This is a genomic window from Rhizobium leguminosarum, assembly GCF_002953715.1.
Lineage (GTDB): Bacteria > Pseudomonadota > Alphaproteobacteria > Rhizobiales > Rhizobiaceae > Rhizobium > Rhizobium leguminosarum_V.
In genome coordinates, this window is sequence record NZ_CP025012.1 from 1,607,322 (window position 1) to 1,631,139 (window position 23,818).

Annotated in this window: 28 protein-coding genes and 1 tRNA gene; 17 read left to right on the forward strand and 12 right to left on the reverse strand. The window is 60.2% G+C overall.

The annotated features are described in order from the left end of the window. The first annotated feature begins 47 nt into the window (after positions 1-47). Complete coding sequence (locus CUJ84_RS08170; protein ID WP_105005827.1) at positions 48-512, forward strand: hypothetical protein; 465 nt, start codon at positions 48-50, stop codon at positions 510-512. A gap of 111 nt (positions 513-623) precedes the next feature. Here CUJ84_RS08170 and trmFO read toward each other — a convergent pair whose 3' ends face one another. The 3 genes from trmFO to CUJ84_RS08185 form a co-directional block, all read right to left on the reverse strand. Next, positions 624-2,057, reverse strand: coding sequence for a methylenetetrahydrofolate--tRNA-(uracil(54)-C(5))-methyltransferase (FADH(2)-oxidizing) TrmFO (gene trmFO / locus CUJ84_RS08175; RefSeq protein WP_105005828.1), 1,434 nt, complete (start codon positions 2,055-2,057; stop codon positions 624-626). A 94-nt stretch (positions 2,058-2,151) separates the two neighbouring features. After that, positions 2,152-2,295 carry a DUF1127 domain-containing protein gene (locus tag CUJ84_RS39250; protein ID WP_003573524.1) on the reverse strand — a complete coding sequence of 48 codons (144 nt, stop codon included), beginning with the start codon at positions 2,293-2,295 and terminating at the stop codon, positions 2,152-2,154. A 292-nt stretch (positions 2,296-2,587) separates the two neighbouring features. Next, positions 2,588-2,734, reverse strand: a complete 147-nt coding sequence (locus CUJ84_RS08185) for a DUF1127 domain-containing protein (RefSeq protein WP_003558908.1) — start codon at positions 2,732-2,734, stop codon at positions 2,588-2,590. Between the two features lie 874 nt (positions 2,735-3,608). On the opposite strand from CUJ84_RS08185, the gene CUJ84_RS08190 reads away from it, so the two are divergent. From CUJ84_RS08190 to CUJ84_RS08210, 5 genes are all read left to right on the forward strand, one after another. Then, positions 3,609-4,712: a DUF2157 domain-containing protein gene (locus CUJ84_RS08190; protein WP_105005829.1), complete on the forward strand. Its 1,104-nt coding sequence runs from the start codon at positions 3,609-3,611 to the stop codon at positions 4,710-4,712. After that, positions 4,709-5,299: a GDYXXLXY domain-containing protein gene (locus tag CUJ84_RS08195; protein WP_105005830.1), complete on the forward strand. Its 591-nt coding sequence runs from the start codon at positions 4,709-4,711 to the stop codon at positions 5,297-5,299. The genes CUJ84_RS08190 and CUJ84_RS08195 overlap by 4 nt, the downstream gene beginning before the upstream one ends. Positions 5,300-5,452: 153 nt before the next feature. Then, positions 5,453-5,537 (forward strand) — tRNA-Leu (locus CUJ84_RS08200). 200 nt (positions 5,538-5,737) lie between these two features. Next, positions 5,738-7,222 carry a trigger factor gene (tig, locus tag CUJ84_RS08205; protein WP_018241811.1) on the forward strand — a complete coding sequence of 495 codons (1,485 nt, stop codon included), beginning with the start codon at positions 5,738-5,740 and terminating at the stop codon, positions 7,220-7,222. Positions 7,223-7,397: 175 nt separating this feature from the next. Then, positions 7,398-7,820 (forward strand): nuclear transport factor 2 family protein, encoded by a 423-nt coding sequence (locus CUJ84_RS08210; RefSeq protein WP_105005831.1) that lies wholly within the window; start codon positions 7,398-7,400, stop codon positions 7,818-7,820. Positions 7,821-7,956: 136 nt separating this feature from the next. Here the strand turns inward: CUJ84_RS08210 and CUJ84_RS08215 are convergent, their stop codons facing one another. From CUJ84_RS08215 to map, 5 genes are all read right to left on the reverse strand, one after another. Next, positions 7,957-9,726 (reverse strand): B12-binding domain-containing radical SAM protein, encoded by a 1,770-nt coding sequence (locus CUJ84_RS08215; protein ID WP_105005832.1) that lies wholly within the window; start codon positions 9,724-9,726, stop codon positions 7,957-7,959. A 161-nt stretch (positions 9,727-9,887) separates the two neighbouring features. Next, the gene (locus tag CUJ84_RS08220; RefSeq protein WP_199788794.1) at positions 9,888-10,697 is read right to left on the reverse strand and encodes an endonuclease/exonuclease/phosphatase family protein; all 810 of its coding nucleotides are present in this window, start codon (positions 10,695-10,697) and stop codon (positions 9,888-9,890) included. A gap of 58 nt (positions 10,698-10,755) precedes the next feature. After that, positions 10,756-12,162 carry a Si-specific NAD(P)(+) transhydrogenase gene (gene sthA / locus CUJ84_RS08225; protein ID WP_105008123.1) on the reverse strand — a complete coding sequence of 469 codons (1,407 nt, stop codon included), beginning with the start codon at positions 12,160-12,162 and terminating at the stop codon, positions 10,756-10,758. 118 nt (positions 12,163-12,280) lie between these two features. Continuing rightward, a complete protein-coding gene (radC, locus tag CUJ84_RS08230) occupies positions 12,281-13,108 on the reverse strand; it encodes a RadC family protein (RefSeq protein ID WP_105008124.1) in 828 nt (275 codons plus the stop codon). 7 nt (positions 13,109-13,115) lie between these two features. Next, entirely contained in the window at positions 13,116-13,952 is an 837-nt protein-coding gene (map, locus tag CUJ84_RS08235; RefSeq protein ID WP_012757260.1) for a type I methionyl aminopeptidase, read from the reverse strand. Between the two features lie 248 nt (positions 13,953-14,200). On the opposite strand from map, the gene CUJ84_RS08240 reads away from it, so the two are divergent. The 3 genes from CUJ84_RS08240 to CUJ84_RS08245 all read left to right on the forward strand — a co-directional run bounded on the left by CUJ84_RS08240 (position 14,201) and on the right by CUJ84_RS08245 (position 15,493). Further along, positions 14,201-14,860, forward strand: coding sequence for a TetR/AcrR family transcriptional regulator (locus CUJ84_RS08240; RefSeq protein ID WP_105005833.1), 660 nt, complete (start codon positions 14,201-14,203; stop codon positions 14,858-14,860). Between the two features lie 130 nt (positions 14,861-14,990). After that, positions 14,991-15,164, forward strand: coding sequence for a hypothetical protein (locus CUJ84_RS38280; protein ID WP_003539039.1), 174 nt, complete (start codon positions 14,991-14,993; stop codon positions 15,162-15,164). After that, entirely contained in the window at positions 15,161-15,493 is a 333-nt protein-coding gene (locus CUJ84_RS08245; RefSeq protein WP_105005834.1) for a DUF6105 family protein, read from the forward strand. The genes CUJ84_RS38280 and CUJ84_RS08245 overlap by 4 nt, the downstream gene beginning before the upstream one ends. Here the strand turns inward: CUJ84_RS08245 and ruvX are convergent. After that, positions 15,430-15,924, reverse strand: coding sequence for a Holliday junction resolvase RuvX (gene ruvX / locus CUJ84_RS08250; protein ID WP_027684896.1), 495 nt, complete (start codon positions 15,922-15,924; stop codon positions 15,430-15,432). The genes CUJ84_RS08245 and ruvX overlap by 64 nt on opposite strands. A gap of 179 nt (positions 15,925-16,103) precedes the next feature. Between ruvX and CUJ84_RS08260 the strand changes: the two genes are divergently transcribed. The 4 genes from CUJ84_RS08260 (at position 16,104) to CUJ84_RS08280 (ending at position 19,084) form a co-directional block, all read left to right on the forward strand. Beyond that, the gene (locus tag CUJ84_RS08260) at positions 16,104-16,808 is read left to right on the forward strand and encodes a metal-dependent hydrolase (protein ID WP_105005836.1); all 705 of its coding nucleotides are present in this window, start codon (positions 16,104-16,106) and stop codon (positions 16,806-16,808) included. Between the two features lie 69 nt (positions 16,809-16,877). Further along, complete coding sequence (gatC, locus tag CUJ84_RS08265) at positions 16,878-17,165, forward strand: Asp-tRNA(Asn)/Glu-tRNA(Gln) amidotransferase subunit GatC (protein ID WP_105005837.1); 288 nt, start codon at positions 16,878-16,880, stop codon at positions 17,163-17,165. Between the two features lie 57 nt (positions 17,166-17,222). Beyond that, on the forward strand, positions 17,223-18,704 hold the full coding sequence (gatA, locus tag CUJ84_RS08270; RefSeq protein WP_105005838.1) for an Asp-tRNA(Asn)/Glu-tRNA(Gln) amidotransferase subunit GatA: 1,482 nt from the start codon (positions 17,223-17,225) through the stop codon (positions 18,702-18,704). 104 nt (positions 18,705-18,808) lie between these two features. Next, a complete protein-coding gene (locus tag CUJ84_RS08280; RefSeq protein ID WP_105005839.1) occupies positions 18,809-19,084 on the forward strand; it encodes a hypothetical protein in 276 nt (91 codons plus the stop codon). A gap of 50 nt (positions 19,085-19,134) precedes the next feature. Here CUJ84_RS08280 and CUJ84_RS08285 read toward each other — a convergent pair whose 3' ends face one another. Continuing rightward, positions 19,135-19,392, reverse strand: coding sequence for a YjhX family toxin (locus CUJ84_RS08285; protein WP_011651684.1), 258 nt, complete (start codon positions 19,390-19,392; stop codon positions 19,135-19,137). Between the two features lie 310 nt (positions 19,393-19,702). Here CUJ84_RS08285 and CUJ84_RS08290 point away from each other — a divergent pair, with 310 nt between their 5' ends. Further along, the gene (locus tag CUJ84_RS08290) at positions 19,703-20,212 is read left to right on the forward strand and encodes a GNAT family N-acetyltransferase (RefSeq protein ID WP_105005840.1); all 510 of its coding nucleotides are present in this window, start codon (positions 19,703-19,705) and stop codon (positions 20,210-20,212) included. 13 nt (positions 20,213-20,225) lie between these two features. On the opposite strand, the gene CUJ84_RS08295 is transcribed toward CUJ84_RS08290, so the two are convergent. Further along, on the reverse strand, positions 20,226-20,528 hold the full coding sequence (locus CUJ84_RS08295) for a DUF1294 domain-containing protein (protein WP_105005841.1): 303 nt from the start codon (positions 20,526-20,528) through the stop codon (positions 20,226-20,228). Positions 20,529-20,657: 129 nt separating this feature from the next. On the opposite strand from CUJ84_RS08295, the gene gatB reads away from it, so the two are divergent. Together gatB and CUJ84_RS08305 are read left to right on the forward strand one after the other, a co-directional pair. Continuing rightward, positions 20,658-22,160, forward strand: a complete 1,503-nt coding sequence (gene gatB / locus CUJ84_RS08300; RefSeq protein WP_105005842.1) for an Asp-tRNA(Asn)/Glu-tRNA(Gln) amidotransferase subunit GatB — start codon at positions 20,658-20,660, stop codon at positions 22,158-22,160. Positions 22,161-22,163: 3 nt separating this feature from the next. Then, positions 22,164-22,664: a GNAT family N-acetyltransferase gene (locus CUJ84_RS08305; protein ID WP_105005843.1), complete on the forward strand. Its 501-nt coding sequence runs from the start codon at positions 22,164-22,166 to the stop codon at positions 22,662-22,664. On the opposite strand, the gene CUJ84_RS08310 is transcribed toward CUJ84_RS08305, so the two are convergent. Then, positions 22,661-23,266 (reverse strand): hypothetical protein, encoded by a 606-nt coding sequence (locus CUJ84_RS08310; protein ID WP_105005844.1) that lies wholly within the window; start codon positions 23,264-23,266, stop codon positions 22,661-22,663. The two genes, CUJ84_RS08305 and CUJ84_RS08310, sit on opposite strands and share 4 nt — an antisense overlap. Positions 23,267-23,325: 59 nt before the next feature. On the opposite strand from CUJ84_RS08310, the gene CUJ84_RS08315 reads away from it, so the two are divergent. Next, a complete protein-coding gene (locus tag CUJ84_RS08315) occupies positions 23,326-23,790 on the forward strand; it encodes a GNAT family N-acetyltransferase (RefSeq protein WP_105005845.1) in 465 nt (154 codons plus the stop codon). Positions 23,791-23,818: the final 28 nt, after the last annotated feature.

Sequence of the window (23,818 nt, forward strand, 5' to 3'; positions counted from 1 at the left end):
CGCGCGTTACAAGGCTTCGACCGCTACCCTTTGAACGGAGACTCGGCGTGGGCATTATCGTCTGGTGCGTCCTTTTCGCCATCGTCATTTTCATTGCTTTCGTGGCAACGCGCATGGCCGCGCAGAACAAGGAGGACGGCCTGCATGACACGGGCCTCGCCATCATCGAGTTCGGCCGCGCCTTTCCGAACGAGGCGATCCGTCAGTTGCAGGCGACGGAAAATGGCCAGGCCGTCTTCGTGCGCCTGCACGACAACAAGGCGGGCTTCATGCGCAACATGTCGCGCCACTTCGCCTGCCATCTGATCGAGCCGGGTCGGGTGCGCGTCGTGGGCTCGGAAACGGGCAGGGGCCTGGTGATCGACTTCCTCGATGCACCCTATCACAACGGCGATTTCGAATTCGCTTCCGCCAAGGAGGCTTCGGAAGTTTCGCTCTGGCTGCTCGGCAATTATATCGCCGAGCCGGATAAGGACCTGCCGCCCGGCAATATGTCGGCGAACAAGCAGTAATGCATGCCGCCCAAAAGTGTGCACCGGTTTTGGCAGGACGACATGCATAAAGGCAAAGACTTCAAGCGGGTCGCATGAGCCGGTTCGATGCGACCCGCTTGAAAACGCCGGTCAGGCGCTTTCGGCAAGCGTCGATTCTTGACCGAGCCAGGTCGCGCAGTCGGCAAGGGCGCGGCGTGCGATCAACTGCCGCTTCATGATCGTCTTGTCCTTGCCGCGGAAGCGCTTGACGCCTTCAGGTTTGACGATCGAGCCCGGCTGGAGCTCCGGAAACAGCCCGAAATTGATGTTCATCGGCTGGAACGATCGTTTGCCCGGCTCCTCTTCGGTGACGATGTGCCCACCGGTGATATGACCGAGCAGCGAGCCGAGCGCCGTCGTTGCCGGCGGTAGCGAGATCGCCTCGCCCTTGCGTTCGGCGGCGGCGAAACGCCCGGCCATCAGCCCGACGCTGGCGCTTTCCACATAACCCTCACAGCCGGTGATCTGGCCGGCAAAACGCAGGCCGGGCCGCGATTTCAGCGTCAGCGACCGGTCGAGCAGGGTGGGGGAGTTGATATAGGTATTGCGGTGCAGGCCGCCGAGACGGGCAAATTCCGCATTTTCCAGACCCGGGATCATCCGGAAGATGTCCGCCTGCGCGCCATACTTCAGTTTCGTCTGGAAGCCGACCATGTTGTAGAGCGTGCCGAGTGCATTGTCCTGCCGCAGTTGCACGACGGCGTAGGCCTTGACCGTCGGGTTATGCGCGTTCGTCAGCCCCATCGGCTTCATCGGTCCGTGGCGCAGTGTCTCCCGGCCGCGTTCAGCCATCACCTCGATCGGCAGGCAGCCGTCGAAATAAGGCGTGCCTTCCCATTCCTTGAAACCGACCGTGTCGCCTGATATCAGCGCGTCGACGAAGGCATTGTACTGCGCCTCGTCCATCGGGCAGTTGATGTAATCCTTGCCGGTGCCGCCAGGCCCGACCTTGTCGTAGCGCGACTGATACCAGCAGATATCCATGTCGATGCTCTCGCGGTAGACGATCGGCGCGATGGCGTCGAAGAAGGCGAGCGAATCCTCGCCGGTTTCCGCCTGGATGGCGCTCGCGAGCGACGGCGCCGTCAGCGGTCCGGTGGCAACGATGGCAAGATCCCAGTCACGTGGTGGCAGGCCGGTGATCTCTTCACGCACGACGGTGATGAGCGGGTGGTCATGGACCGCCTTGGTCACCGCCTCGGAGAAGCCGTCGCGATCGACGGCGAGCGCACCGCCGGCCGGTACCTGGCACCGATCGGCAGCGGCCATGATCAGCGAACCCGCCATGCGCATCTCTGCATGGATGACGCCAACGGCATTGCTGGTCGCATCGTCGGACCGGAAGGAATTGGAGCAGACGAGTTCGGCAAGGCCGTCGGTCTTGTGCGCATCCGTGCCACGCACCCCGCGCATTTCATGCAGGATGACCGGAACGCCGGAACTGGCGATCTGCCAGGCGGCTTCCGAACCGGCAAGCCCGCCGCCGACGACGTGGATGGGGGAATAGGAGGAGATCGTGTTCATCCCGGGCTGATATCATGTCGGCAGGTGCGATCCAACACCCCGGAATCAAAAACGGCGCCTTCGTGGCGCCGTCTTGGAAGCATCGTACTCGCTATTAGCGGAACGAGCGGGATGCAATATTGCGGATGTCGTAGCGGCTGACGCCGATATCGGACAGGGTCTGGTTGGAAAGGCCGCCGAGTTCGTTGAGCGTACGACGGTAGCTGAGCCAGCTTTTTGCAATGCGGATCGGGTTCATTGTCTTCTTCCTATGTCCGCGGGACGGCGGGATCGCCCTCTCTCTGCGGTTGATGTTTATATAGGCGAGAACAGTCCCATTGTGCAGTGCAAATAAAAGGCGTCTGCCATGCAATTGTGCAATATGATGCTCGACAATTAGGCGGTGAATATTTTTTGAGCGGGCTAATCAAGCGGAAAACCTGCAACCGCCTCGGCCACCACGTGCAGACAAAAGAAAACGCCCGCTGTGGGTACAGCGGGCGTTTCGATCGAGAACAATCGTGCTTGGGAGGAGCAGCGATCGCCTTGAATTAGCGGGCAGAAGCCTCACGGGCAACGCGATGGATGTCCGAACGGTCGATGCCGAGATCGTGCAATTCGCGGTTGGTCATGCGGCCGAGTTCCGTGACGGTCTGACGATACTTGCGCCAGTTATTGAAAGAGCGAGAGAAGTTCATATTAAGCCCCTTTCCGAGGGTTTCATCTGCCAGCAGCCACCGATCGGCGCTGACCTCTATTTGATGACCAGAATATATGTTGCGGCGCGAAAGACTAAAACAGCCAAGTTTTCAGATCACCCATGCAAATGACGCATTGCTCAAAGGGCATTTGACGCAGACTTACCGTTTTTTGGTCAACGAATAGGCAGAATGACTTTTAGGAAAGCAGTTCGAATTGGAGGGGCGAATGGGGTATCGCAGCGGAAAAACGCTGCTCCCTCCGCCAGTTCCGCCCGTCCTTCTGCTATAAAGAGGCGTTCCGCTTCGGATCAGAAGTCGCCCATCTCTTCACGGGGTTGGTGGGGCGGCGTGACGACAATGTGGCTTTGACGGCTTCGCGCGACGAAAATCCTTCAACCATCAATGCTTTAATAAAGCTTTGGCTAAGCAAAAACGCCCGCCGGGGGAGGATCCGGCGGGCGTGTTATGGTGACTGACAACTGGGAGGAGGAGTGTTGCCAGTCTATCGCAGCGCGCTGGGAGGAGGAGTGCGCAGCTGCAAATCTCGTCACGGACAAAGCATCCGCGGGCATCCGGCTGGAGCCGGGCCGGGGCGCCATCCCCGCGCTTCGATGTTCTGATCAATAGTATGACTAATGAGTATTGTGCAGTGCAATAAATTCATGGGGGATATGCAAAGACCGCATACCTCTCCGTCCATAGGCTTATATTAGCGCTTATGACGTTAGCGGCCGGTTAACACTCGATACTATTTAGACCAATGAGGAACTTGTATATTTGTCGCAAGGGCGTTTGCGAACACCCGTGCTGCGTCTATAACGGCGTGAGCCGCAGCGCCGCAGTCGGCTTTGCGGAAATCGAGGGGTTGAGCATGTATCGCGGCAGATTGGAGCGGGATCTCTCGCTCTGGGTGGGCAAGGGCCTGCTCGGGCAGGAAACTGCAGGTGTACTTCTCGCCGAATATGACAGCCGCCCGGCAAGCTTCAGCCTCGGCAGGGTGCTGATGGCGCTGGCGGCGGTGCTGCTTGCCGCTGCCATCCTGCTGGTCGTCGCCTCCAACTGGGAGGCCATCCCGCGCCTTGTCCGCGTCGGCGGCATCCTTGCCCTGATCTGGTTGGTGCATATCGCCGCCGCCCAGATGCTTGCCCGCGGTGCGACAGCGGCCGCAGGCGGCTTGCTGGTCATCGGCGCGATGAGTTTCGGCGGCGCCATCTCGCTGGTCGGGCAGATGTATCACCTCTCCGGCGACGAGCAGACGGTGATGTATCTGTGGTTTGCGATCGCGACGATCTCGGCGATCCTGTTCCGTTCGGGCGCCGTCGCCGTCGTCGCGGGCTTCCTCTCCTGGGCGTCGTTTGCCGTCTATCTTGAAAATTACGACACGCATTGGATAGGGTTCGATCCCTGGATGGCGCCTCTCATGGCGGTGATCGTCATCGGGCTGGTGCGGTACACCGGCGCCGAGCGAGCCCGCCATCTGGCCTATCTGCTGCTGATCGGCTGGCTCGCCTGGCTCTATACTCTTTATGAGGAAATCGCCGTGGCGCTTGCCTTCGCGATCGGCGGCATGGCGGCCTTTGTCCTGACGGCGTTGCCGCTCCGGCCTATTGCCTCCTTGGTCAGGAGCGCCGGTGCGGCGCCGGCCTTCTACAGCTTCCTTGTCGCCGCGATCGGCTTCCTGCTGCTGCATATCGAGATCGAGGATGGCTGGCGGCTGGTGGTGCTAGGAGTGGCAACGCTTGCCGCTTCCGTGCTGGCGATCGCCCTTCACGGCAGGGATAACGGCGCGGTGCGATATCTCGCCTATACGACCTTTGCCGCGGAAATGCTCTATCTCGCCTCCGTCACCGTCGGCTCGATCCTTGGTACGTCGAGCCTCTTCCTCTTCTCCGGTCTCGTGGTCGCGCTGGTCGCCTGGATGGTCATCCGTCTCGAACGGCGGTTTTCGGCGAATGCCCAGGGGGAACGCGCATGAGCTCGTTCATGGCAAGGCTGCAATCCGGCAAGGGCTATCTGCTTTCGGCCATCATCGTCGCCGGTCTGCAGACCCTTATCCTCGGCACGATCATCCAGAGCCGGGCGTCGATCCTCAGCGACGGCGCCGAGGTGCTGCTGAAGACGGCGCCCGTCGATCCGCGCGATTTCCTGCGCGGCGATTATGTCGTCTTGAACTACGACATTTCCTCAGTGCCGGTTCAGACGGTTTCCGGCGGGATTCCGGCCGAGGCCGGCGAGCGGGTGCTCTGGGTCCGGTTGAAGAAGCAGGAGGACGGTTTCTGGACGGTGACCGAATCGTCCTTTCATGAGCTGCCTCCGCAGCCGGAGACGGTGATCCTGCGCAGCCTGCCATTTTATAGTGGCGGACTTGCGGCCGGCGACAGCATGCGTGTCGAATACGGCATCGAGCGCTACTACGTTCCTGAAGGCAAGGGCAGGCCGATCGAGGAGGCCCGCAACGACGGCAATGTCGCAATATCAGTGCGTGTCTCGGCGGCGGGAAGCGCGCAAATCCGCAGCCTTCTCGTTGACGGCAAGCCGGTTTACGACGAACCGCTTTACTGATCCGACGGCACTTCGGAGAAGGGCGGCTCCAGGGCCGCAAGTCCCCTGTCATTTGCCGTTCATTTTTCCTTTGCCTCGACCAAATCGGGTGATATAGAGACGCCGCGCTCCGGAAGGCCTCATGCGCAGGCATAGGCATGCGGTTTTGTGAACGCGGGTATGGTGAAATTGGTAGACACGCCAGATTTAGGTTCTGGTGCCGCAAGGCGTGGGAGTTCAAGTCTCTCTACCCGCACCAAGCTGTTTGCAGGCGGGAGACTAAGAATCGGTTGTTCCAGAACAATTGAGAGTTGTCCCAAATAGCCCGCGAGTGCCATTCCGCTTTGGGCGGAATGATATGGAATTGGGAAAAGCCACGCGCGGCAGGATCGCCGGCGTCGTGCTCATTGAAACGAACGGCGTCTGGGCACGGCCGCCACGAAATGAAGGTAGGAAGACATGCAGGTTATCGAAACGCTCGCTGAAGGGCTGAAGCGCGAAATCAAGGTCGTTATCCCGGCCAAGGACATGCAAGACAAGATGAATGAGCGTCTTGCCGATGTGAAGGACAAGGTTCGCATCAACGGCTTCCGTCCGGGCAAGGTCCCCGCCGCTCACCTGAAGAAGGTCTACGGCAAGTCGATCATGGCCGACCTCGTCAACGAGATCGTCCGCGAGCAGCCGGCCGCCATCCTGTCCAGCCGCGGCGAGAAGTCGGCCACGCAGCCGGAAATCGCCATGACGGAAGACAAGGACGAAGCCGACAAGATCCTCGCTGCCGAGCAGGATTTCGAATTCACGCTCTCCTATGAAGTGCTGCCGCCGATCGAACTGAAGTCGGTCAAGGGCATCAAGGTCACGCGCGAAGTCATCGACATCTCGGACGACGAAGTCAACGAGCAGGTCCTGAAGGTCGCCGAAAGCGCCCGCGCCTACGAGACCAAGACCGGCAAGGCCGCGAACGGCGACCGCATCACCATGGATTACGTCGGCAAGGTCGACGGCGAAGCCTTCGAAGGCGGCACCGATCAGGGCGCCGAACTGGTGCTCGGCTCCGGCCGCTTCATTCCGGGCTTCGAAGACCAGCTCGTTGGCGTCAAGGCCGGCGTTGAGAAGACCATCACCGTGACCTTCCCGGCCGACTACCCGGCCAAAAACCTCGCCGGCAAGGAAGCGACCTTCGACGTGTCAGTCAAGGAAGTCGCAGCACCTGCCGATGTCGAGATCAACGACGAACTCGCCTCCAAGCTCGGCATCGAATCCGCCGATCGCCTGAAGGAAATCGTCCGTGGCCAGATCGAATCGCAGTACGGCTCGCTGACCCGTCAGAAGCTGAAGCGTCAGATCCTCGACCAGCTCGACGAGATGTACAAATTCGAGACCCCGAACTCGCTCGTCGACGCCGAATATAACGGCATCTGGAGCCAGGTGAACAACGACCTCGCCCAGTCCGGCAAGACCTTCGAGGACGAAGACACGACCGAGGAGAAGGCTCGCGAGGAATACAAGACGCTCGCCGAGCGCCGCGTTCGCCTTGGCCTCGTACTCTCCGAAATCGGCGAAAAGGCCGGCGTCGAGGTCAGCGAAGACGAGATGCAGCGCGCCATTTACGATCAGCTGCGCCAGTATCCGGGCCAGGAAAAGCAGATTCTCGAATTCTTCCGCAGCCAGCCGGGTGCCGCCGCTTCGATCCGCGCACCGATCTTCGAAGAGAAGGTCATCGATCATCTGCTGACCGAAATCGACGTCACCGACAAGAAGGTGACGAAGGAAGAGCTGCTCGCCGAGGAAGAAGGCGAAGCCAAGGCCGAGACCAAGAAGGCCGCGCCGAAGAAGAAGGCTGCCGCCAAGGCCGAAGCAGCTGACGCCGGTGAAGGCGAAGAAGCCGCACCGAAGAAGAAGGCTGCTCCGAAGAAGAAGGCGGCTGACGAAAGCGCCGAATAATCGCTTTTCAGTTCAGAAATTTGGAAGGCCTCGCCATCGTGCGGGGCCTTTTTCTATTATCCGGGGCAGTTCATTCTCGCCGCCTACTCCATTGTGCCTATTCATTCGGAACAACAAATAGTTGCATTAAAGTATAATTAGATGCAAATTTCGCTGATGGTGGAGGGACCTGAAAATGACGGCAAAGTATGACATGAAGAAGCTCGTCGAAGAAATCTATGCTGTGCGTGACCGCGGCGATGTCGAAGCTACGCTGGCGCTGATCGGCGAGGATTGCACCTTTCGCATGGTCGGCAGTACACGGATGGCGCCTTTTTCGACTGAATCAAGCGGGCATGCTTTTCGCCAAGCGATAACGCAGCTTATCACAGTGTGGGATCTATCGAATATCAGGACAGCCGGCATCTATGTGGACGAAGATGAGCATATGGTCTTTGCCCACCGCGAAGGCGAGGTCAGGCACATCCCATCGGGCGTGAGCTTCCATACGGAATTCGTCGACAAGATCCATTTCCGAGATGGGAAACCGGTCAAGATCGTCGAATTCGTCGACACGCTGCAAGTGGCCGAGACGACCAAGATGATCCAAGTCGCTTAAACGGCCACCAAAGTCGAAGCGTTCAAAGCGCGTTGTCAAACTTGATTCATGCGACGCGCTTTAGCGACATGCATTGGCTTAGAGTTTGATGCCGCCAATGTTTTCGGGCGTCAGCAGCCGTTGCAAGAATTGCCGCTCAATGCGCGGTCAGTTGCGCGACTTTTCTGACATGGCTGACGGCTGCGGCGCCGCCGGCTGTCTGTGTGAAGAGGTGGAGCGTTTCCTCTTCGTCGTCGGCAACCGGCGTCAGGGCCTGATCCATATAGGTCTTCGACTTCGCATCCCTTGAAATCAGGAACGCCGAAATCGTCAGGCCAATGATCGTGCCGGCGAGCGACGCATGTTTTCTGAATGTTTCCCAGGCAAAGCGAGGCCAGAAGACCAGCGGATTCTCGCGCGGCAGGTCCGGGCGCCGCTCTCCCGGCGTCTTCAGGCGCAGCAGGCCGCTTTGCAGCGGATGCACGTTTTCCAGCGGCACGGTGGTGGCGAAGGAGACGAGAACCTTGACGAGCCTTGCGAGCGGTACCCCGGTCGCCACGGCGCGGCGCAGCAGCGTCTTCATATGATCAGGCGAATAATAGAGCGACCAGGCCTCGTGGTAGATGTCTTCCCATTCCTGCTTGCTCATTTTGGGATGCGCGGTGCAGACGTGCTCGACATCGTAGATATTGAGATCGGCATCCATCTCGATGCCCTTCTTCCACAGGACCTGATGGTCCTCGGAACCGGGCAGCGGCGTCAGGATGAAGAATTCGATGACGTCGAGCGGCAGCTCTTCCTGGATGATCGCGATGTCGCGACGGATCGATTCCGGCGTATCGGCCGGGAAGCCCAAGATATAACCGGCAAGCGTCATGATGCCCTGTGCCTTCCAGGCGAGCAGCATCTTGCGGTATTCGGTGATCTTGTTCTGGTTCTTCTTGGCGGCGGTCAGATTGTCCGGATTGACGTTTTCGAGGCCGATGAAGACGCGGGTGACACCGGCGCGTCTGGATTTCTCGATGAAATTAGGGATCTTGTGGCAGAGCGTGTCGACCTGGATCATCAGGCCGAGCGGAATGCCGTCCCGCTCCTTGAGCTCGATCAGCCGGTCGAAGATCGCTTCCCAATCCTTGTTGCGGGCGAAATTGTCGTCGGTGATGAAGAATTTGTGGATGCCCTGCGCCCAGTTCATCCGCACCAGCTTCTCGACGTCGTCGGCCGAACGGAAGCGCGACTTGCGTCCCTGCACGTTGATGATGGTGCAGAACGAGCACTGATAGGGACAGCCACGCCCGGCATCGAAGCTGGTGCTGAGCCCGAGCGTGCGCTGGATATTGTCCTTCGGCAGGAAGGGAACCGGCGTGCCGCCGATGCCGGGAAGGTCGTTCATGAAATTGTAGAGCGGTTTCAGTTCGCCGGCGGCGGCGTCGCGCAGCACCATGTCGAGTCGGCCCTCGGCCTCGCCGGCAAACATCGAGATGCCCATCTCGCGGCAGGCGTCGAGCCCGACCGCCTGGCCATCCAGCATCGACAGGCAGCCGGAAACATGAAAGCCGCCGATCGAAACCGGCAGGCCGGCATCTCGGAACGGCCGGGCGATATCGAGGGCGCGCGGATATTGGTTGGTCTGGACGCCGACGAGTGCGATCATGCCGAAATTGTCGTGGCGCTTGAACTGCGCCAGCAGTCCGGCGACATCGATCCGCGTATTGGTTTCGTCGATCACGGTGATGTCGATTGCCGTATCGTCGCCGAGCACCTTGCGCTCGGCACATTCGGCGGCGATGCCATAAAGAGCCGCAAGCGAATTGGAGGGGATCATCGCCCGCCACCAGCGGATGACGTAGCCGTCATCGTCATAATGCGACGGCTTGATCAGGATCAGCTGAAAACGTCTGCGCGCAGCTTCCAAGACATGGGACAAGAGTATCTATCTTTCTTTAGAAGCTTCTGCCCGAGGGCAAAATGGCGTTGAAGGCATATGGCAGGCACGGCGTATCAATGCCATTTATGAGGGTTCAAACTAAGGCGTAAAAAACGGCAAGGCGCGCAAACGCTTCGCGAAGTGTATCATTCCTCAATATACTACCCGATATCGAGCAGCAATGCGCGATGGTCGGAGACTTCGGGCGCCTCGACCACCTCGAATTTGGCAACTTTCACCCCCGGTGTAACCAGCATGTAGTCGGCAAAGCGGCCCTGCTTCAGATAGTAGGAGGTTCGCGTGTCTACAAGACCGTTTCCGGTGACGAGATCCGAAAGTCCGAGTCTGGCGAGAATCGCAAAGGTCGCGCTGTCGGGCAGCACGTTGAAATCGCCGCAGACGACGAGCCCTTCGTCGCCGGGCCAGACGCCCTCGATGAGCCCGACCAGCGCTGCGGCCTGCGCGTCGCGCGCTGCGGTATCGCCCTTGCCTGCGGGATCGCGCAGGCCATGCATGTGGGCGATGGTCACGCTAGAAGCGTGCTCATGGCTGAAGAGGCGTATGCAATGGGCGTTTCGCGGCCGCGGATGTTCGCCCCAGCCATCGGCAGAAAAACGGCCATGCACGAAATCCAGCCCCTGGCCAACGACGGAATGCGTTTTGCGCACGAAGGTCGCCAGCCCGAATTCGGCGGCAATGACCGTATTGCCATCGAAAAGCTCGCCTTTCCAGGTCGGGCAGAAAAAGCCGTCGTGGCCGGGCAGGGCGGTGCTGATTTCGGAAAAGAGGTTGAAGCGCTGTGGCAACTCGACATCGCCGTCCCGATAGATCGACCAGCCCGTGCCGGTGCCGGGTGTGCGCAAAACCTCCTGCAGGCACAGCACGTCGGGATCGGCCGCTGTCACATATTGAATCAGCGCCTCATGAAGCCTGCCGCCCCATGCGTTCAGCGAAATGATGCGCAATGTCATTCGGCTCCGTTTTAGTGGCCGGATTTAGACGACAGCTCTGCCGTTTACGCGACGCACCTTAGAGTTCCGACTTGATGTCGCCCATCCTGTTCCAGGCATCGAGGCCAGCGATCTTGTAGGCTTCGGCGAGCGTTGGATAGTTGAAGGTGTTTTCGACGAAATATTCGACCGTGCCTTTGAGATTGAGTACCGCCTGGCCGATATGGACCAGCTCGGTGGCGCCTTCGCCGACGATATGCACGCCGAGCAGGCGGCGCGTCTTCAACGAGAAAATCAGCTTCAGAAGCCCGGTGTCGAGGCCCATGATATGACCGCGCGAGGTCTCGCGGAAGCGGGCAATGCCGCATTCATAGGGAATACCGCGCTCCTTCATCTCTTCTTCGGTCAGGCCGCAGGTCGAAATCTCCGGCACGGCATAGATGCCGTAGGGGAAATATTTCGGCGGCTCCTTGGCGACCGCGCCGACCGCGACGCGGGCAGCGATGCGGCCCTGTTCCATCGAGGTCGAGGCAAGGCTCGGAAAGCCGACGACGTCGCCGGCGGCGTAGATGTTGGCAACCGATGTCTGGAAGGTTTCCGGATTGACCTTGAGACGGCCACGGCTGTCGGCTTCGAGGCCGATAGCCTGAAGGTTCAGCGCATCAGTCGCCCCCATGCGGCCGGCGGCGAAAAGCACCATGTCGGTCGTCAGGCGCCGGCCACTGTCGAGCGTCAACTCGACCTTGCCGTTATCGAGCCTCTCCACCTTGTCGGCCTTCTGGCCGAGCAGCAGCTTCATGTTGCGGTCGCGCAGCTGGTAGGTAAAATCCTCGATGATTTCCTTGTCGATGAAGTCGAGCATTGTCGCCTTCGGGTCGATGACGGTGACGGCGGTGTCGAGCGCGCTGAAGATCGTCGCATATTCGATGCCGATGACGCCGGCGCCGATGACGACCATCGATCGCGGCAGGTCCTGGATGTCGAGCAGTTCGTCGCTGTCGAGAACGGTCTTGCCGTCGAAGGGCATGTAATCGGGGCGGAACGGTTTTGTGCCGACGGCGAGCAGCACGCTGGCGGCGGTGACCTGCGTGGTCTCGCCGTCATCCTTGATCACCTGCAGCGTCGACGCATCGATGAAGCTCGCCTTGCCGCGAATATGCTGCACGCGGTTGCGGGCGAACTGGTGTTCCAGCACCTCGACCTCGTGGTTGAGCGTAATCAGCAGGCGGCGGCGCAGGTCATCTGCACTGATCTCTTCCTTGACGCGGTAAGACCGGCCGTAGAAGCCGCGTTCGCGCCAGCCGGAAAGATTAAGCGCGGTCTCGCGCAACGTTTTGGAAGGGATGGTGCCGGTATGCACAGACACGCCGCCGACGCGTTTGCCCTGCTCGATGACAAGCACTTTCTTGCCGAGTTTTGCCGCCTGGATCGCGCCGCGGCGCCCTGCGGGACCGCTGCCCACCACAACGAGATCGTACTGAAGCATCATCAAGCCCCGGATTGGAAAGGAATCATATTGCGACGCAAAATGTCGCCCGTCCATCGTTAGCCGGTCAATGTTACAGATTGTTTTACGGCCGCCGATTCCGCCGGACCTGTGCCTTTCAGATCAGCTTCAGCCCCTTCAGGCTGACATGGCCATCCCTGCCGATGATGACATGGTCGTGGACGGTGATATCGAGCGCCTTGGCGGCATCGATGATCACCTTCGTCATGTCGATGTCGGCGCGTGACGGTGTCGGGTCGCCGGAGGGATGGTTGTGCACGAGGATCATCGCCGTTGCCGAAAGCTCGAGCGCGCGTTTCACCACTTCGCGCGGATAGACCGGCGTGTGGTCGACAGTGCCGCGGCCTTGCACCTCATCGGCGATCAGCACATTGCGCTTGTCGAGGAAGAGGATGCGGAACTGTTCGCGGGTCTCGTGCGCCATGGCGGCATGGCAATACTGGATGACCGAAGACCACGAGGACAGGACCTGTTTGCTCCTGAGCTCGCTCTTCAAGGTCCGGTGGGCGACCGTCGAGATCAGCTTCAGGTCGAGCGCCACGGCCTCGCCGACGCCCTTTACCTCGGTCAGCAACGCCGCAGGCGCACCGAAGACACCGGAGAGCGACCCGAACCGCTCGATCAGCGCCTTGGCGATCGGCTTGGTGTCACGCCGCGGGATCAGGCGAAAAAGCAGCAGCTCGAGGATTTCGTAGTCGGCAAGCGCGGTGTCGCCCTGCTCGCGGAAGCGGTCACGCAACCGCTCGCGATGGCCGTGATAATGCTCAGGGACGGCAAGCGAAGCGGGCAGGGCCGTTCTGGCATTTGGTGCGGACGGATTCTGCGGCCATCCGCCAAAAAAAGAGCGTTCGTCGGCGGCAATGGGCTCTTGCGTCTCGAAAGGCAGCTCGTCGTCGGAAGATGTCGAAACGGGGCCTTTCGCCATCGAATCGTCACCCGTTGTGCGATGGCAGACCGGGGCGGTCGAGCCCACCCGGCGACAGCGTGAAGATCTCGCAGCCATCGGAGGTGACGCCGACGGTATGTTCGTACTGCGCCGACAGCGAGCGGTCGCGGGTGACGGCCGTCCAACCGTCAGCCAGCACCTTCACATGCGGCCGGCCGAGGTTGATCATCGGCTCGATGGTGAAGATCATGCCCTCGCGCAGCTCCGGCCCCTCGTTGGCGCGGCCGTAATGCAGGATATTCGGCGAATCGTGGAATAGCCGGCCGACGCCATGGCCGCAGAAATCGCGTACCACCGAACAGCGCTCGGCCTCCGCATAGGTCTGGATTGCCTCGCCGATCGCGCCGGTGCGGGCGCCGGGCCTGACGGCGGCAATGCCGCGCATCAGGGATTCATAGGTGACCTCGAGCAGTCGCTCGGCAGCACGCTTGACGACGCCGACCGGATACATCCGGCTGGAATCGCCGTGCCAGCCGTCGAGCACGAAGGTGACGTCGATATTGACGATATCGCCGTCACGCAGCGGCTTGTCGTTCGGAATGCCGTGGCAGACGACGTGGTTGATCGAGGTGCAGGTCGACTTGGTGTAGCCGCGATAATTTAGCGTCGCCGGATAGGCGCCGTGATCCATGCCGAAATCGAAGACGAACCGGTCGATCTCATCGGTCAGCAGGCCGGGCTTGACGATGTCGGCAAGCGCATCGAGGCAGCGCGCGGTCAGCTGGCATGCCCTGCGCATACCCTCGAATGCTTCAGCGTCATAAAGCCGGATGGCGCCCGTATTCTTCGGGGGCGCAGTAGAGGCTTCGATATAGTTCACCATTGCAGGGCCTTAGCGGAGATTATTAGATTTGTTCATAATGCAGCTATGCCGGGTTCGTCCATCACGATCAACCGCCAGGACGAGATTTCTGAACGGATCCGATCAGTCCAGCGTGCAGCTTTCCACATCCGTTCGGCGGACAATCAATGGTCCGGCTGGAATATCCACAATCTTCCCAAAGGGATAGGATTGATTGCGTGAAGCCTCCCCGCTACTCACCGATTGGTGACAGCGGGGAAGGGTCGATCATGTTGAATGAAGCCGTAAATCTTGAAAATTCACCCGGGGCCGGCGAAGAGCCGGAACGGCGCGTGCGTGATCGCGGCGCCACCGAGCGCGCAATCCTTGCCGCCGCCAAGGGGTTGCTGGCCGAGGAAGGCTTCCAGAATTTCGGCATCAATGCGGTTGCCCGCCGCGCCGGTTGCGACAAGCAGCTGATCTATCGCTATTATGGCGGCCTCGACGGCTTGGTCGAGGCGATCGGCACCGATCTCGGCACATGGGTGAAGGACCGCATCCCGGAAGACGCCGGCGGCATGTTCCTGCTCACCTATGGCGACCTGATGGAGCGGCTGTCGCTTCTCCTCCTCGACGCCTTGAGAACCGATCCGCTGATGCGCCGCATTCTCGCCTGGGAGATTTCGGAAAACACCGAACAGGTGCGGCGCCTGTCCGAAGCGCGTTCGAAGGCGCTCGCCCTGTGGCTCGAGCGCATGCGGGGCTCGCTGGCGCCGCCGAAGGGCGTGGATGCAGCAGCCGTCAACGCCGTCGTCATCGCTGCGATCCAGCATCTCGTGCTGGCGGCCGCAGCCGGCGGGCAGTGCGCCGGCCTGTCGCTGAAGACATCAAAGGACTGGGAGAAGGCGGCGACGGCGCTGAAGCGCATCGTGCGCGGCGTCTACGGCTGATACCCGCCTTATCCACAGGGGGCGGGCGCCGCGTTAACCTTAACAAATGGTTTACATTGCGTGGGGCCGGTTATCCCGACAGTGTGGCGGTGAGCAGAGATGTATGAGTAGAAGCCCCGAGTTGACTCCCATGGGAACCAAGATCGCTAAAGCCGCGTTTCTGGTGACGGCAATGATGTTTTTCGCAGTCTTGGCGCTGGATATCGCAATTCCGACGCTGGTGCTTTGCATCATGGCATTGTCGACTTGGTTGGTCTCCCTCGATCTGCCCGTGGCGCGCAAGCATGGAGGAGAGGCCGCATGAGGTGGTTTCTGATCTTCTGGGCCGGCCCCATCGTCTTTCTGGGCGGATGGTATTGGCTCTCCTATTACGACATGAGTTTCGGCATCTTCATGTTCACGCGGCAGGTCCATGACCTGACCTTCGAGATTTACGGCAAGGCGCTTGGTATTCCGCCGGAGACCATCCCGCCGCTCGTGGCCCGCGCGATCGCGGTGGACAGCCTCGTCGTATTCGCCATCCTTGGCCTGCGGAAGCGAAAGTCGATCATCGCCTGGTGGAGGGCGCGTCAGGCGTTGAATTCATCTCCATCAGACCTTGCCAGCAAGGAAAGCCTGTCGAGCGCGCCCTGAAGGATGAAGCTTGCCGCGGCCGAATCGATCCGTTCGGCCCGCTTGGCGCGCGAGACGTCCATTTCAAGCAGCGTCCGTTCGGCCGCAACCGTCGAAAGCCGCTCATCCCAATAGACGAAGGGCAGCGCCGTCTTCTGCTCCATGTTGCGCACGAAGGCGCGCGTTGCCTGCACGCGCGGGCCTGCTGATCCATCCATGTTCATCGGCAGGCCGATGATAAAGCCTGCGACCTTTTCCGATTGTGCGAAGTCCAGCAGCGCCTGCGCATCGATCGTGAACTTGACGCGGCGGATCACCGTGCGCGGCGTGGCGAAACGCCGCCCGAGATCGGACATCGAAAGCCCGATTGTCTTGGTGCCGAGATCAAGGCCGGCAATTGCCTGTCGCGGGGCAAGCGTCTCGGCCATTTCCTCGATAGTCAGCACCGTCATCGCCGTTTCATCCCGTCAAAACAAATTGAAGTCGCCGCCGCTTTTCTTTGCGGCCGCATAAGATATGTCCTTAGGGCATGACGCCGAAAAGTGTGAGCGGTTTTCGGATGACATCACGCTCTCATTCTTTGATGTGGCATCGAAACCGGTTTTGCATCACGTAATAAAGGAGACATTTCATGAAGATCACCTGGCTCGGCCATTCCGCCTTCCGCATCGAGACATCAAAGGCGAAGATCCTGCTCGACCCATTCCTCAGCTATAACGCCTCCTTTTCCGGCCAGGATATCAAGGATGTTTCTGCAGGCATCACCCACATCCTGCTGACGCATGGCCATGGCGATCATGTCGGCGATACCGTGGCGCTCGCCAAGGAAACCGGCGCCGTCGTTCTCGCCAATGCCGATCTCGCCGCCTGGCTCGGCTCCAAGGGCGTCGACAAGATCGAGATGGGTAATACCGGCGGCACGATCGCGCTCGGCAGCTTCTCGGCAACCTTCACCAATGCGCTGCACTCCTCCGCCCAGATCACCGAGGACGGCGTCTCGCATGCGCTCGGCAACGCCAACGGTCTGATGCTGCATTTCGACGACGAAGCCTCGATCCTTGCCATGGGCGATACCGACATCTTCTCCGACATGGCGCTGATCAACGAATTGCACCAGCCTGATATCGGCTTCGTGCCGATTGGCGACCGCTTCACCATGGGCGGCGCGGTGGCAGCACTTGCCTGTCGGCGCTATTTCAACTTCAAGACCGCGATTCCCTGCCATTACGGCACCTTCCCGATCATCGACCAGACCGCCGAAAAATTCGTTGCCGGCATGGAGGGATCGCAGACGGATGTGAAGGCGATCAAGCCTTCCGAGAGCCTGTCGATCTGACGAAATCCCGTTGCACACGGCGGACATGGCCTTTATAGCGGGTAGGAAAAATCCTATCCGGAGAATGCCATGTCCGTCGATCTTGCCACCGTGAAGCGCGTCGCCCGCCTTGCCCGTATTGCCGTCTCCGAGGACGAGGCAAATCGCATGGTCGGCGAGCTGAACGGCATCCTTGGCTTCGTCGAGCAACTCTCCGAAGTGAATGTCGACAGCGTCGAGGCGATGACGTCGGTTACCCCGATGGCGATGAAGAAGCGGACCGATGAGGTGACCGACGGCAGCAAGGCAGCCGATATCGTCGCCAATGCGCCCGTCACCGACCACAATTTTTTCCTGGTGCCGAAAGTCGTCGAATAAGGCTTCGCGGCCTCTTTCCGACCCTGTTGCCATTTCCAGATCTGAAGCGAAAACACAATGAGCGAACTCACCAGCCTGACCATTGCCGAAGCCCGCCAGAAGCTGCGCGCCAAGGAAATCACCGCGATCGAGCTGACCGAAGCCTATATCTCGGCGATCGATGCGGCCAATGGCCGGCTGAACGCCTATATCAAGATCACGCCGGATCTCGCCCGCGTCATGGCGAAGAACTCCGACGAGCGTATCGCTGCCGACAAGGCAGGCGAGCTCGAAGGCATTCCGCTCGGCATCAAGGATCTCTTTGCCACCGTCGGCGTTCACACCCAGGCCTGCAGCCATATTCTCGATGGTTTCGAGCCTCGCTATGAATCGACCGTCACGCAGAACCTCTGGGATGACGGCGCCGTCATGCTCGGCAAGCTGAACATGGATGAGTTCGCCATGGGCTCCTCCAACGAGACCTCGCATTACGGCGCGGTGATCAATCCCTGGCGTGCCGCAGGCTCCAACCAGCAGCTCGTGCCCGGCGGCTCCTCCGGCGGTTCGGCAGCAGCCGTCGCCGCGCATCTTTGCGCCGGCGCCACGGCGACCGATACCGGCGGCTCGATCCGCCAGCCGGCCGCCTTTACCGGCACCGTCGGCATCAAGCCGACCTATGGCCGCTGCTCGCGCTGGGGCACCGTCGCCTTCGCCTCCTCGCTTGACCAGGCGGGCCCGATCGCCCGCGACGTGCGCGATGCCGCGATTCTTTTGAAGTCGATGGCAAGCGTCGATGCAAAGGATACGACGTCGGTCGATCTGCCGGTGCCGGATTACGAAGCCGCGATTGGCCAGTCGCTGAAGGGCATGAAGATCGGCATTCCGAACGAATACCGTGTCGACGGCATGCCGGATGAGATCGAGACCCTCTGGCGCCAGGGTATCGCCTGGCTGAAGGATGCCGGCGCCGAGATCGTCGACATCTCGCTGCCGCACACAAAATACGCCCTTCCGGCCTATTATATCGTCGCTCCCGCCGAGGCATCTTCGAACCTCGCACGCTACGACGGCGTGCGCTACGGCCTGCGCGTCGACGGCAAGGATATTGTCGACATGTATGAGAAGACGCGTGCCGCCGGCTTCGGCAAGGAAGTCAAGCGCCGCATCATGATTGGCACCTATGTGCTGTCGGCTGGCTATTACGATGCCTACTACATCCGTGCCCAGAAGGTGCGTACACTGATCAAGCGCGATTTCGAACTTGCCTTCGACGCCGGCGTCGATGCCATCCTGACACCGGCAACGCCGTCGTCTGCCTTTGGCGTTGCCGATGAGAACCTCGCCGCCGATCCGGTGAAGATGTATCTGAACGACATCTTCACGGTGACGGTCAACATGGCGGGCCTGCCGGGCATCGCCGTGCCGGCCGGCCTCGACCACAAGGGCCTGCCACTCGGCCTGCAGCTGATCGGCAAACCCTTCGATGAAGAAACCCTCTTCAAGACCGCCCATGTCATCGAGCAGGCGGCCGGCCGGTTTACGCCGGCCAAGTGGTGGTAACGGACCTAACGATCCCGATAGCGGCTGCTGCCCACGAAGTGGACGGCGCCGTCGGGTTTGCCGCATGGTTGGCTAATTGACAGCCGGAACCGGGAGGAGGCCACATGCCGAAACAGGATCTTGCGCAATTGATCGAGGCAGTTGATCGCCTTGCTGCCGGCGGTTTCACCATGGGCGCGGATTGGCAGGCGGTCCACGACATCTGCCAGCACCACGAAGGCGAACAGCCGTTCGACTGGGGGCACGCCCTTTGCCATCGCATCGAGGGCGATGACTGGAATGCCGATTACTGGTATCGCCGCGCCGGCAAGAGGCGCGGTACGGGCTCGATGGCCGACGAGTGGTCGGCGATGCGGACGGAACTCGCTGCAAAGGCTTGAGGCGATACCCCTGACCGCGCCCGTTCGAGACGCGATCAGGGGTGCCACTATTACCTGTTGTTCAGCTGCGACCTGACCAGCCTCAGCCCCCTTTCGGTGATCCGGTAGGGCTGGCCGCCTGAGGACTTGATTGCCCTTAGCCGCTTCAGCCTGCGGAAGAGATCGAGGTCGACGCCGGGATAGAGCCAGCCGTCGCGGGTGAAGCAACTGACCGCCTCGATCTTCCTGTCGTCGTCGCGGGTAATTTCAATGCGGCCGCCCTGGGCCATGAGATGCAGGATGCGCTGCTCCGTGCGAGAAATGTCCATGTGTTGAGATCCGGTGTCGCGCCCGGCAGGGCGCACAAAAACGATCTGGCGCTCATTCGAACGTCAGGGCTTCGTTTTTTCGGGCCCATGCGCGCAAGCGAACTTGCGGGCAGGGCCTTTACCGGGTCTCAGGCAGGCTCAACATAAAACACCTCGATAAGGTTTATTATTCAGCCCGGAAAATTCGGTCAAGAGCGTGGTCTCAGGTCAAAACCAGTCGAAAACCTTAGTTTTGGCCGATCATCCCCTTGGAGGTACTGGTAAATTCCGCGACTCAATGGTCTAGTTGAGGGGTAACGCGGAGGTGTCGTTGATCCACATTCGCAATGCCCGCGACGGTGAAGCGGAGCTATTGAGCGAGATCGGGCTCAGGGCCTGGCAAAATGCGATGGCGTCGATCGGCGAATCGGACGCGATGATCGATGCAGCGCGCAACGCCTTTCGGAACTTCGTGGAAAACGACTGGTTGACCATCACCGTCGTCGAGCAGAACGGCCAGGTCGCAGGCTGGGCGGCGCGCGAGGGATTGGACGAAACCATCTCGGATTTCTGGATCGATCCCGCCTTCACCCGTCAGGGCCTTGGTTCGGCCCTTCTCGTCCGCATCGAAAAGGAGATCGCCGATCAGGGCCTCGAGAAGGCGGCGATGCAGACCCATTCCGGCAATAGCGAAGCGATCGGCTTCTTCCAGAAGCACGGCTACAGCATTCATTGGCTCTCGGTTGCCTACAATCCGAAGCTCGACCGTGACGTGCCCTCCGTTGGACTGACGAAACAGCTCGTTTCGGATAGCCAAGGTGGGTATGGGCTGGAATTTTGATGCTTCAAAAATCCTAAAGAAGGAGAGGGCTCCATTGCGGCAAGAAGGTCAGCACAGCAATCAGTGCGCCGTGCAGGATCAGGATCGCCGCCAGGATTGACCGGAACGGCTCCTTTCTCGTCTTGTGCCGCAGCAACTGCTGTGCAGCCAGCGCGCCAAGGCTGCCGCCGATCAGCGCAAGGATGAGAAGCGTGCGCTCGCTGATGCGCCGCCTGCCGTGGCGCGCCGCCTGCTTGTCCATGAAATAGATCGAGAACACCAAGAGGTTCAGCGCCAGAAACAGCAAGGCCGATTTGATAATATCGATCGTCGTCATCGGGGAACCCTACCGTGGCTCCGTTAACGAACGGCAAAACGGCGATGCGGACCACGGCGAAAGCCTTGCACCGGCACGCCATTTCCTTTACCTCACCAGTGGAAAAGAACAGCCTGCAAAGAGCATCAGATGACCCTTGTCGACGTCCGCACGCCTGATCCGAAACGCTTCATCCCCGGCGCCACCGGCGACTGGGAAATCATCGTCGGCATGGAAGTCCATGCCCAGGTGCTGTCCAATTCGAAGCTCTTCTCCGGCGCCTCGACGGAATTCGGCAAGCCGCAGAATTCGAACGTCTCGCTGGTCGACGCCGCCATGCCCGGCATGCTGCCCGTCATCAACGAGGAATGCGTCAAGCAGGCTGTTCGCACCGGCCTCGGCCTGAAAGCCCAGATCAACAAGCGCTCCCTCTTTGATCGCAAGAACTATTTCTATCCTGACCTGCCGCAGGGCTATCAGATCTCGCAGTTCAAGGATCCGATCGTCGGCGAGGGCAAGATCGTCATTTCGCTCGGGCCGGACCGCCAGGGCCAGTTCGAAGATATCGAGATCGGCATCGAGCGCCTGCATCTGGAGCAGGATGCCGGCAAGTCGATGCACGACCAGCACGCGACCATGTCCTATGTCGATCTGAACCGTTCCGGCGTCGCACTGATGGAGATCGTCTCCAAGCCCGACATGCGCTCGTCCGACGAGGCCAAGGCCTATATGACCAAGCTGCGCTCGATCGTGCGCTATCTCGGCACCTGCGACGGCAACATGGACGAAGGTTCGATGCGCGCCGACGTCAACGTTTCTGTCCGCCGTCCGGGCGCGGATTTCGGCACGCGTTGCGAGATCAAGAACGTCAACTCCATCCGCTTCATCGGCCAGGCGATCGAATATGAAGCCCGTCGCCAGATCGGCATTCTGGAGGAAGGCGGCAAGATCGATCAGGAGACCCGCCTCTTCGATCCGAACAAGGGCGAGACGCGCTCGATGCGCTCCAAGGAGGATGCGCACGACTATCGTTATTTCCCCGATCCGGATCTGCTGCCGCTCGAATTCGACGATGCCTTCGTCAAGGCGCTCGAAGCCGATCTGCCGGAACTGCCTGACGACAAGAAGGAGCGCTTCGTGCGCGATCTCGGCCTGTCGATCTATGATGCTTCGGTGCTCGTTTCCGAGAAGGCGATTGCCGACTATTACGAAGCAGTCGCCGCGGGCCGTGACGGCAAGATGGCGGCAAACTGGGTGATCAACGATCTGCTCGGCGCCCTGAACCGCACCGGCAAGGACATCGAGCAGACGCCGGTTTCGCCGGCCCAGCTCGGCGCCATCATCGATCTCATCAAGGCGGGAACCATATCCGGCAAGATCGCCAAGGATCTCTTCGAGATCGTGCTCACCGAGGGCGGCGATCCCGCCGAGATCGTCGAGGCGCGCGGCATGAAGCAGGTGACCGATACCGGCGCGATCGAAAAGGCCGTGGACGAGATCATCGCCGCCAATCCCGATCAGGTCGAAAAGGTCAAGGCGAAGCCGACCATGGCGGCATGGTTCGTCGGCCAGGTGATGAAGGCGACCGGCGGCAAGGCCAATCCGCAGGCTGTCCAGGCCCTCGTCAAGGCGAAGCTCGGCATCGAGGAATAAGCGGTGTATTTCGTCCGCACTGCCGGCGAGCGCGACCTGGAGAAGGTGCGCGCCCTGCTGGCGGAGAGCTTTCACGCCACCTATGACGGCCTGCATGGCAGAGCCAGGGTGGAGGATCTGATCATCCATCTCTTTTCGCCGGCGGCGCTGAAGGCGCGCCTCGTGCGAAAGGATGCCGAATTCCTCGTTGCCGACGACGGCCGCAATATCGGCGGCATGGGTTATGCGGCAATGTCGCAGGCACTGACGAAGACGGTCATGCTGCATCTCCTCTATGTCAGGCCGGCGCTGCAGCGCCAGGGCATCGGCCGCGATATCTTCGCCGAGCTCGAAACCTGCTTCCCCGATGCGGAGATCATGCGTCTCGAAGTCGAACCGCAGAATGCAGCGGCGATCGCCTTCTATCTCTCGCACGGCTTCACCGAGGTCGGCCGCAACGAGAATAGCGGAGCCGAGCAATCCGGCATTCCGGCATTGGTGTTGGAGAAGCGCTTGGTGGGTTAAGCGCCTGTATCGTTGAATGCCCTGTTGTGGTGGGTGTGGTAGGTCTGGAGCAGTTGCATCAGTCGCTCCCCGCTGACGGTAAGACGACCAGTCGTTTCGATGCGCAGTTGCCTAAGTTCATTCGTCGCACTTGCGGTATGGAATAGTGAGAACACCGGTTTGCGACCCTGAATGCCGTCTGGTCGGCACCAGACAGCGATTGTATCTCCGGTGCCTTCTGCGTCCGTTCCCGGCGATGCGGACAACAGGTTGCCCAGAACGAGAAAAATTGTTCGCAAAATCCTTTGCGCCAGCGTGGGTGCCGCCGCCTCGATGCGTGCGACTGCCGGCCACGGAATTAATTCTTGCATTAGCCGAAGATCTTTGAAGCCATTTGGGCCTATCGCAATAATCGTCTTATTGGATGAAAAGATCAGGACATAAAGATTGCAAAATAGGTAGTACGCAATTGGCGGCCCACAGAGGAGGGACAGGAAAAACGAATTCAAAGTCCTGTCGAAAATCCCGAAGCCGAAGACAATTATCACCAGTGTTGATAGTGCAATTCTAAGCCGAATATCCCTGGCGGAGTATCTGACCTCACGGATATCGCTCAAGAACATCCGTCTTTTTTCCTTCCGCAACAATCATCGTCCGATTTTTACATAGGTAGAAAAGTTTGATGCCACAAGATTTGAATATCCGTGAAGCTCGCAGGGACGACCTGCCGGCGCTGGTGGCTATGTTTTCGGCCGATGCGCTCGGCGGTCATGGCGATACCACGGAAGCTGAAGCCTTCCCGGATTATCTCAGGGCCTTCGCCGTCATCGAGGCTTCGCCCGACCAGGCGCTTTACGTCGCAGAGCGCGGTGGCGAGGTCGTCGGCACGTTCCAGACGATGGTGACGACTTCGCTCACCGGCTGCGGCTCCTCGGCGATGATTATCGAGGCGGTGCAGACACGCGCCGATATGCGCGGGCAGGGGGTCGGCGCGCTGATGATCGAATTCGCCATTGCCGAGGCAAAAGGCCGCGGTATCGGGCGGGTAGCGTTGACCTCGAATGCGATACGCAAGGATGCCCATCGTTTATATGAAAGGCTGGGCTTCAAGCCCTCGCATCTGGGCTTCAAGATGGCTTTGAAATGACCCGTGGCTGTCGTGGAATCGCTGGACA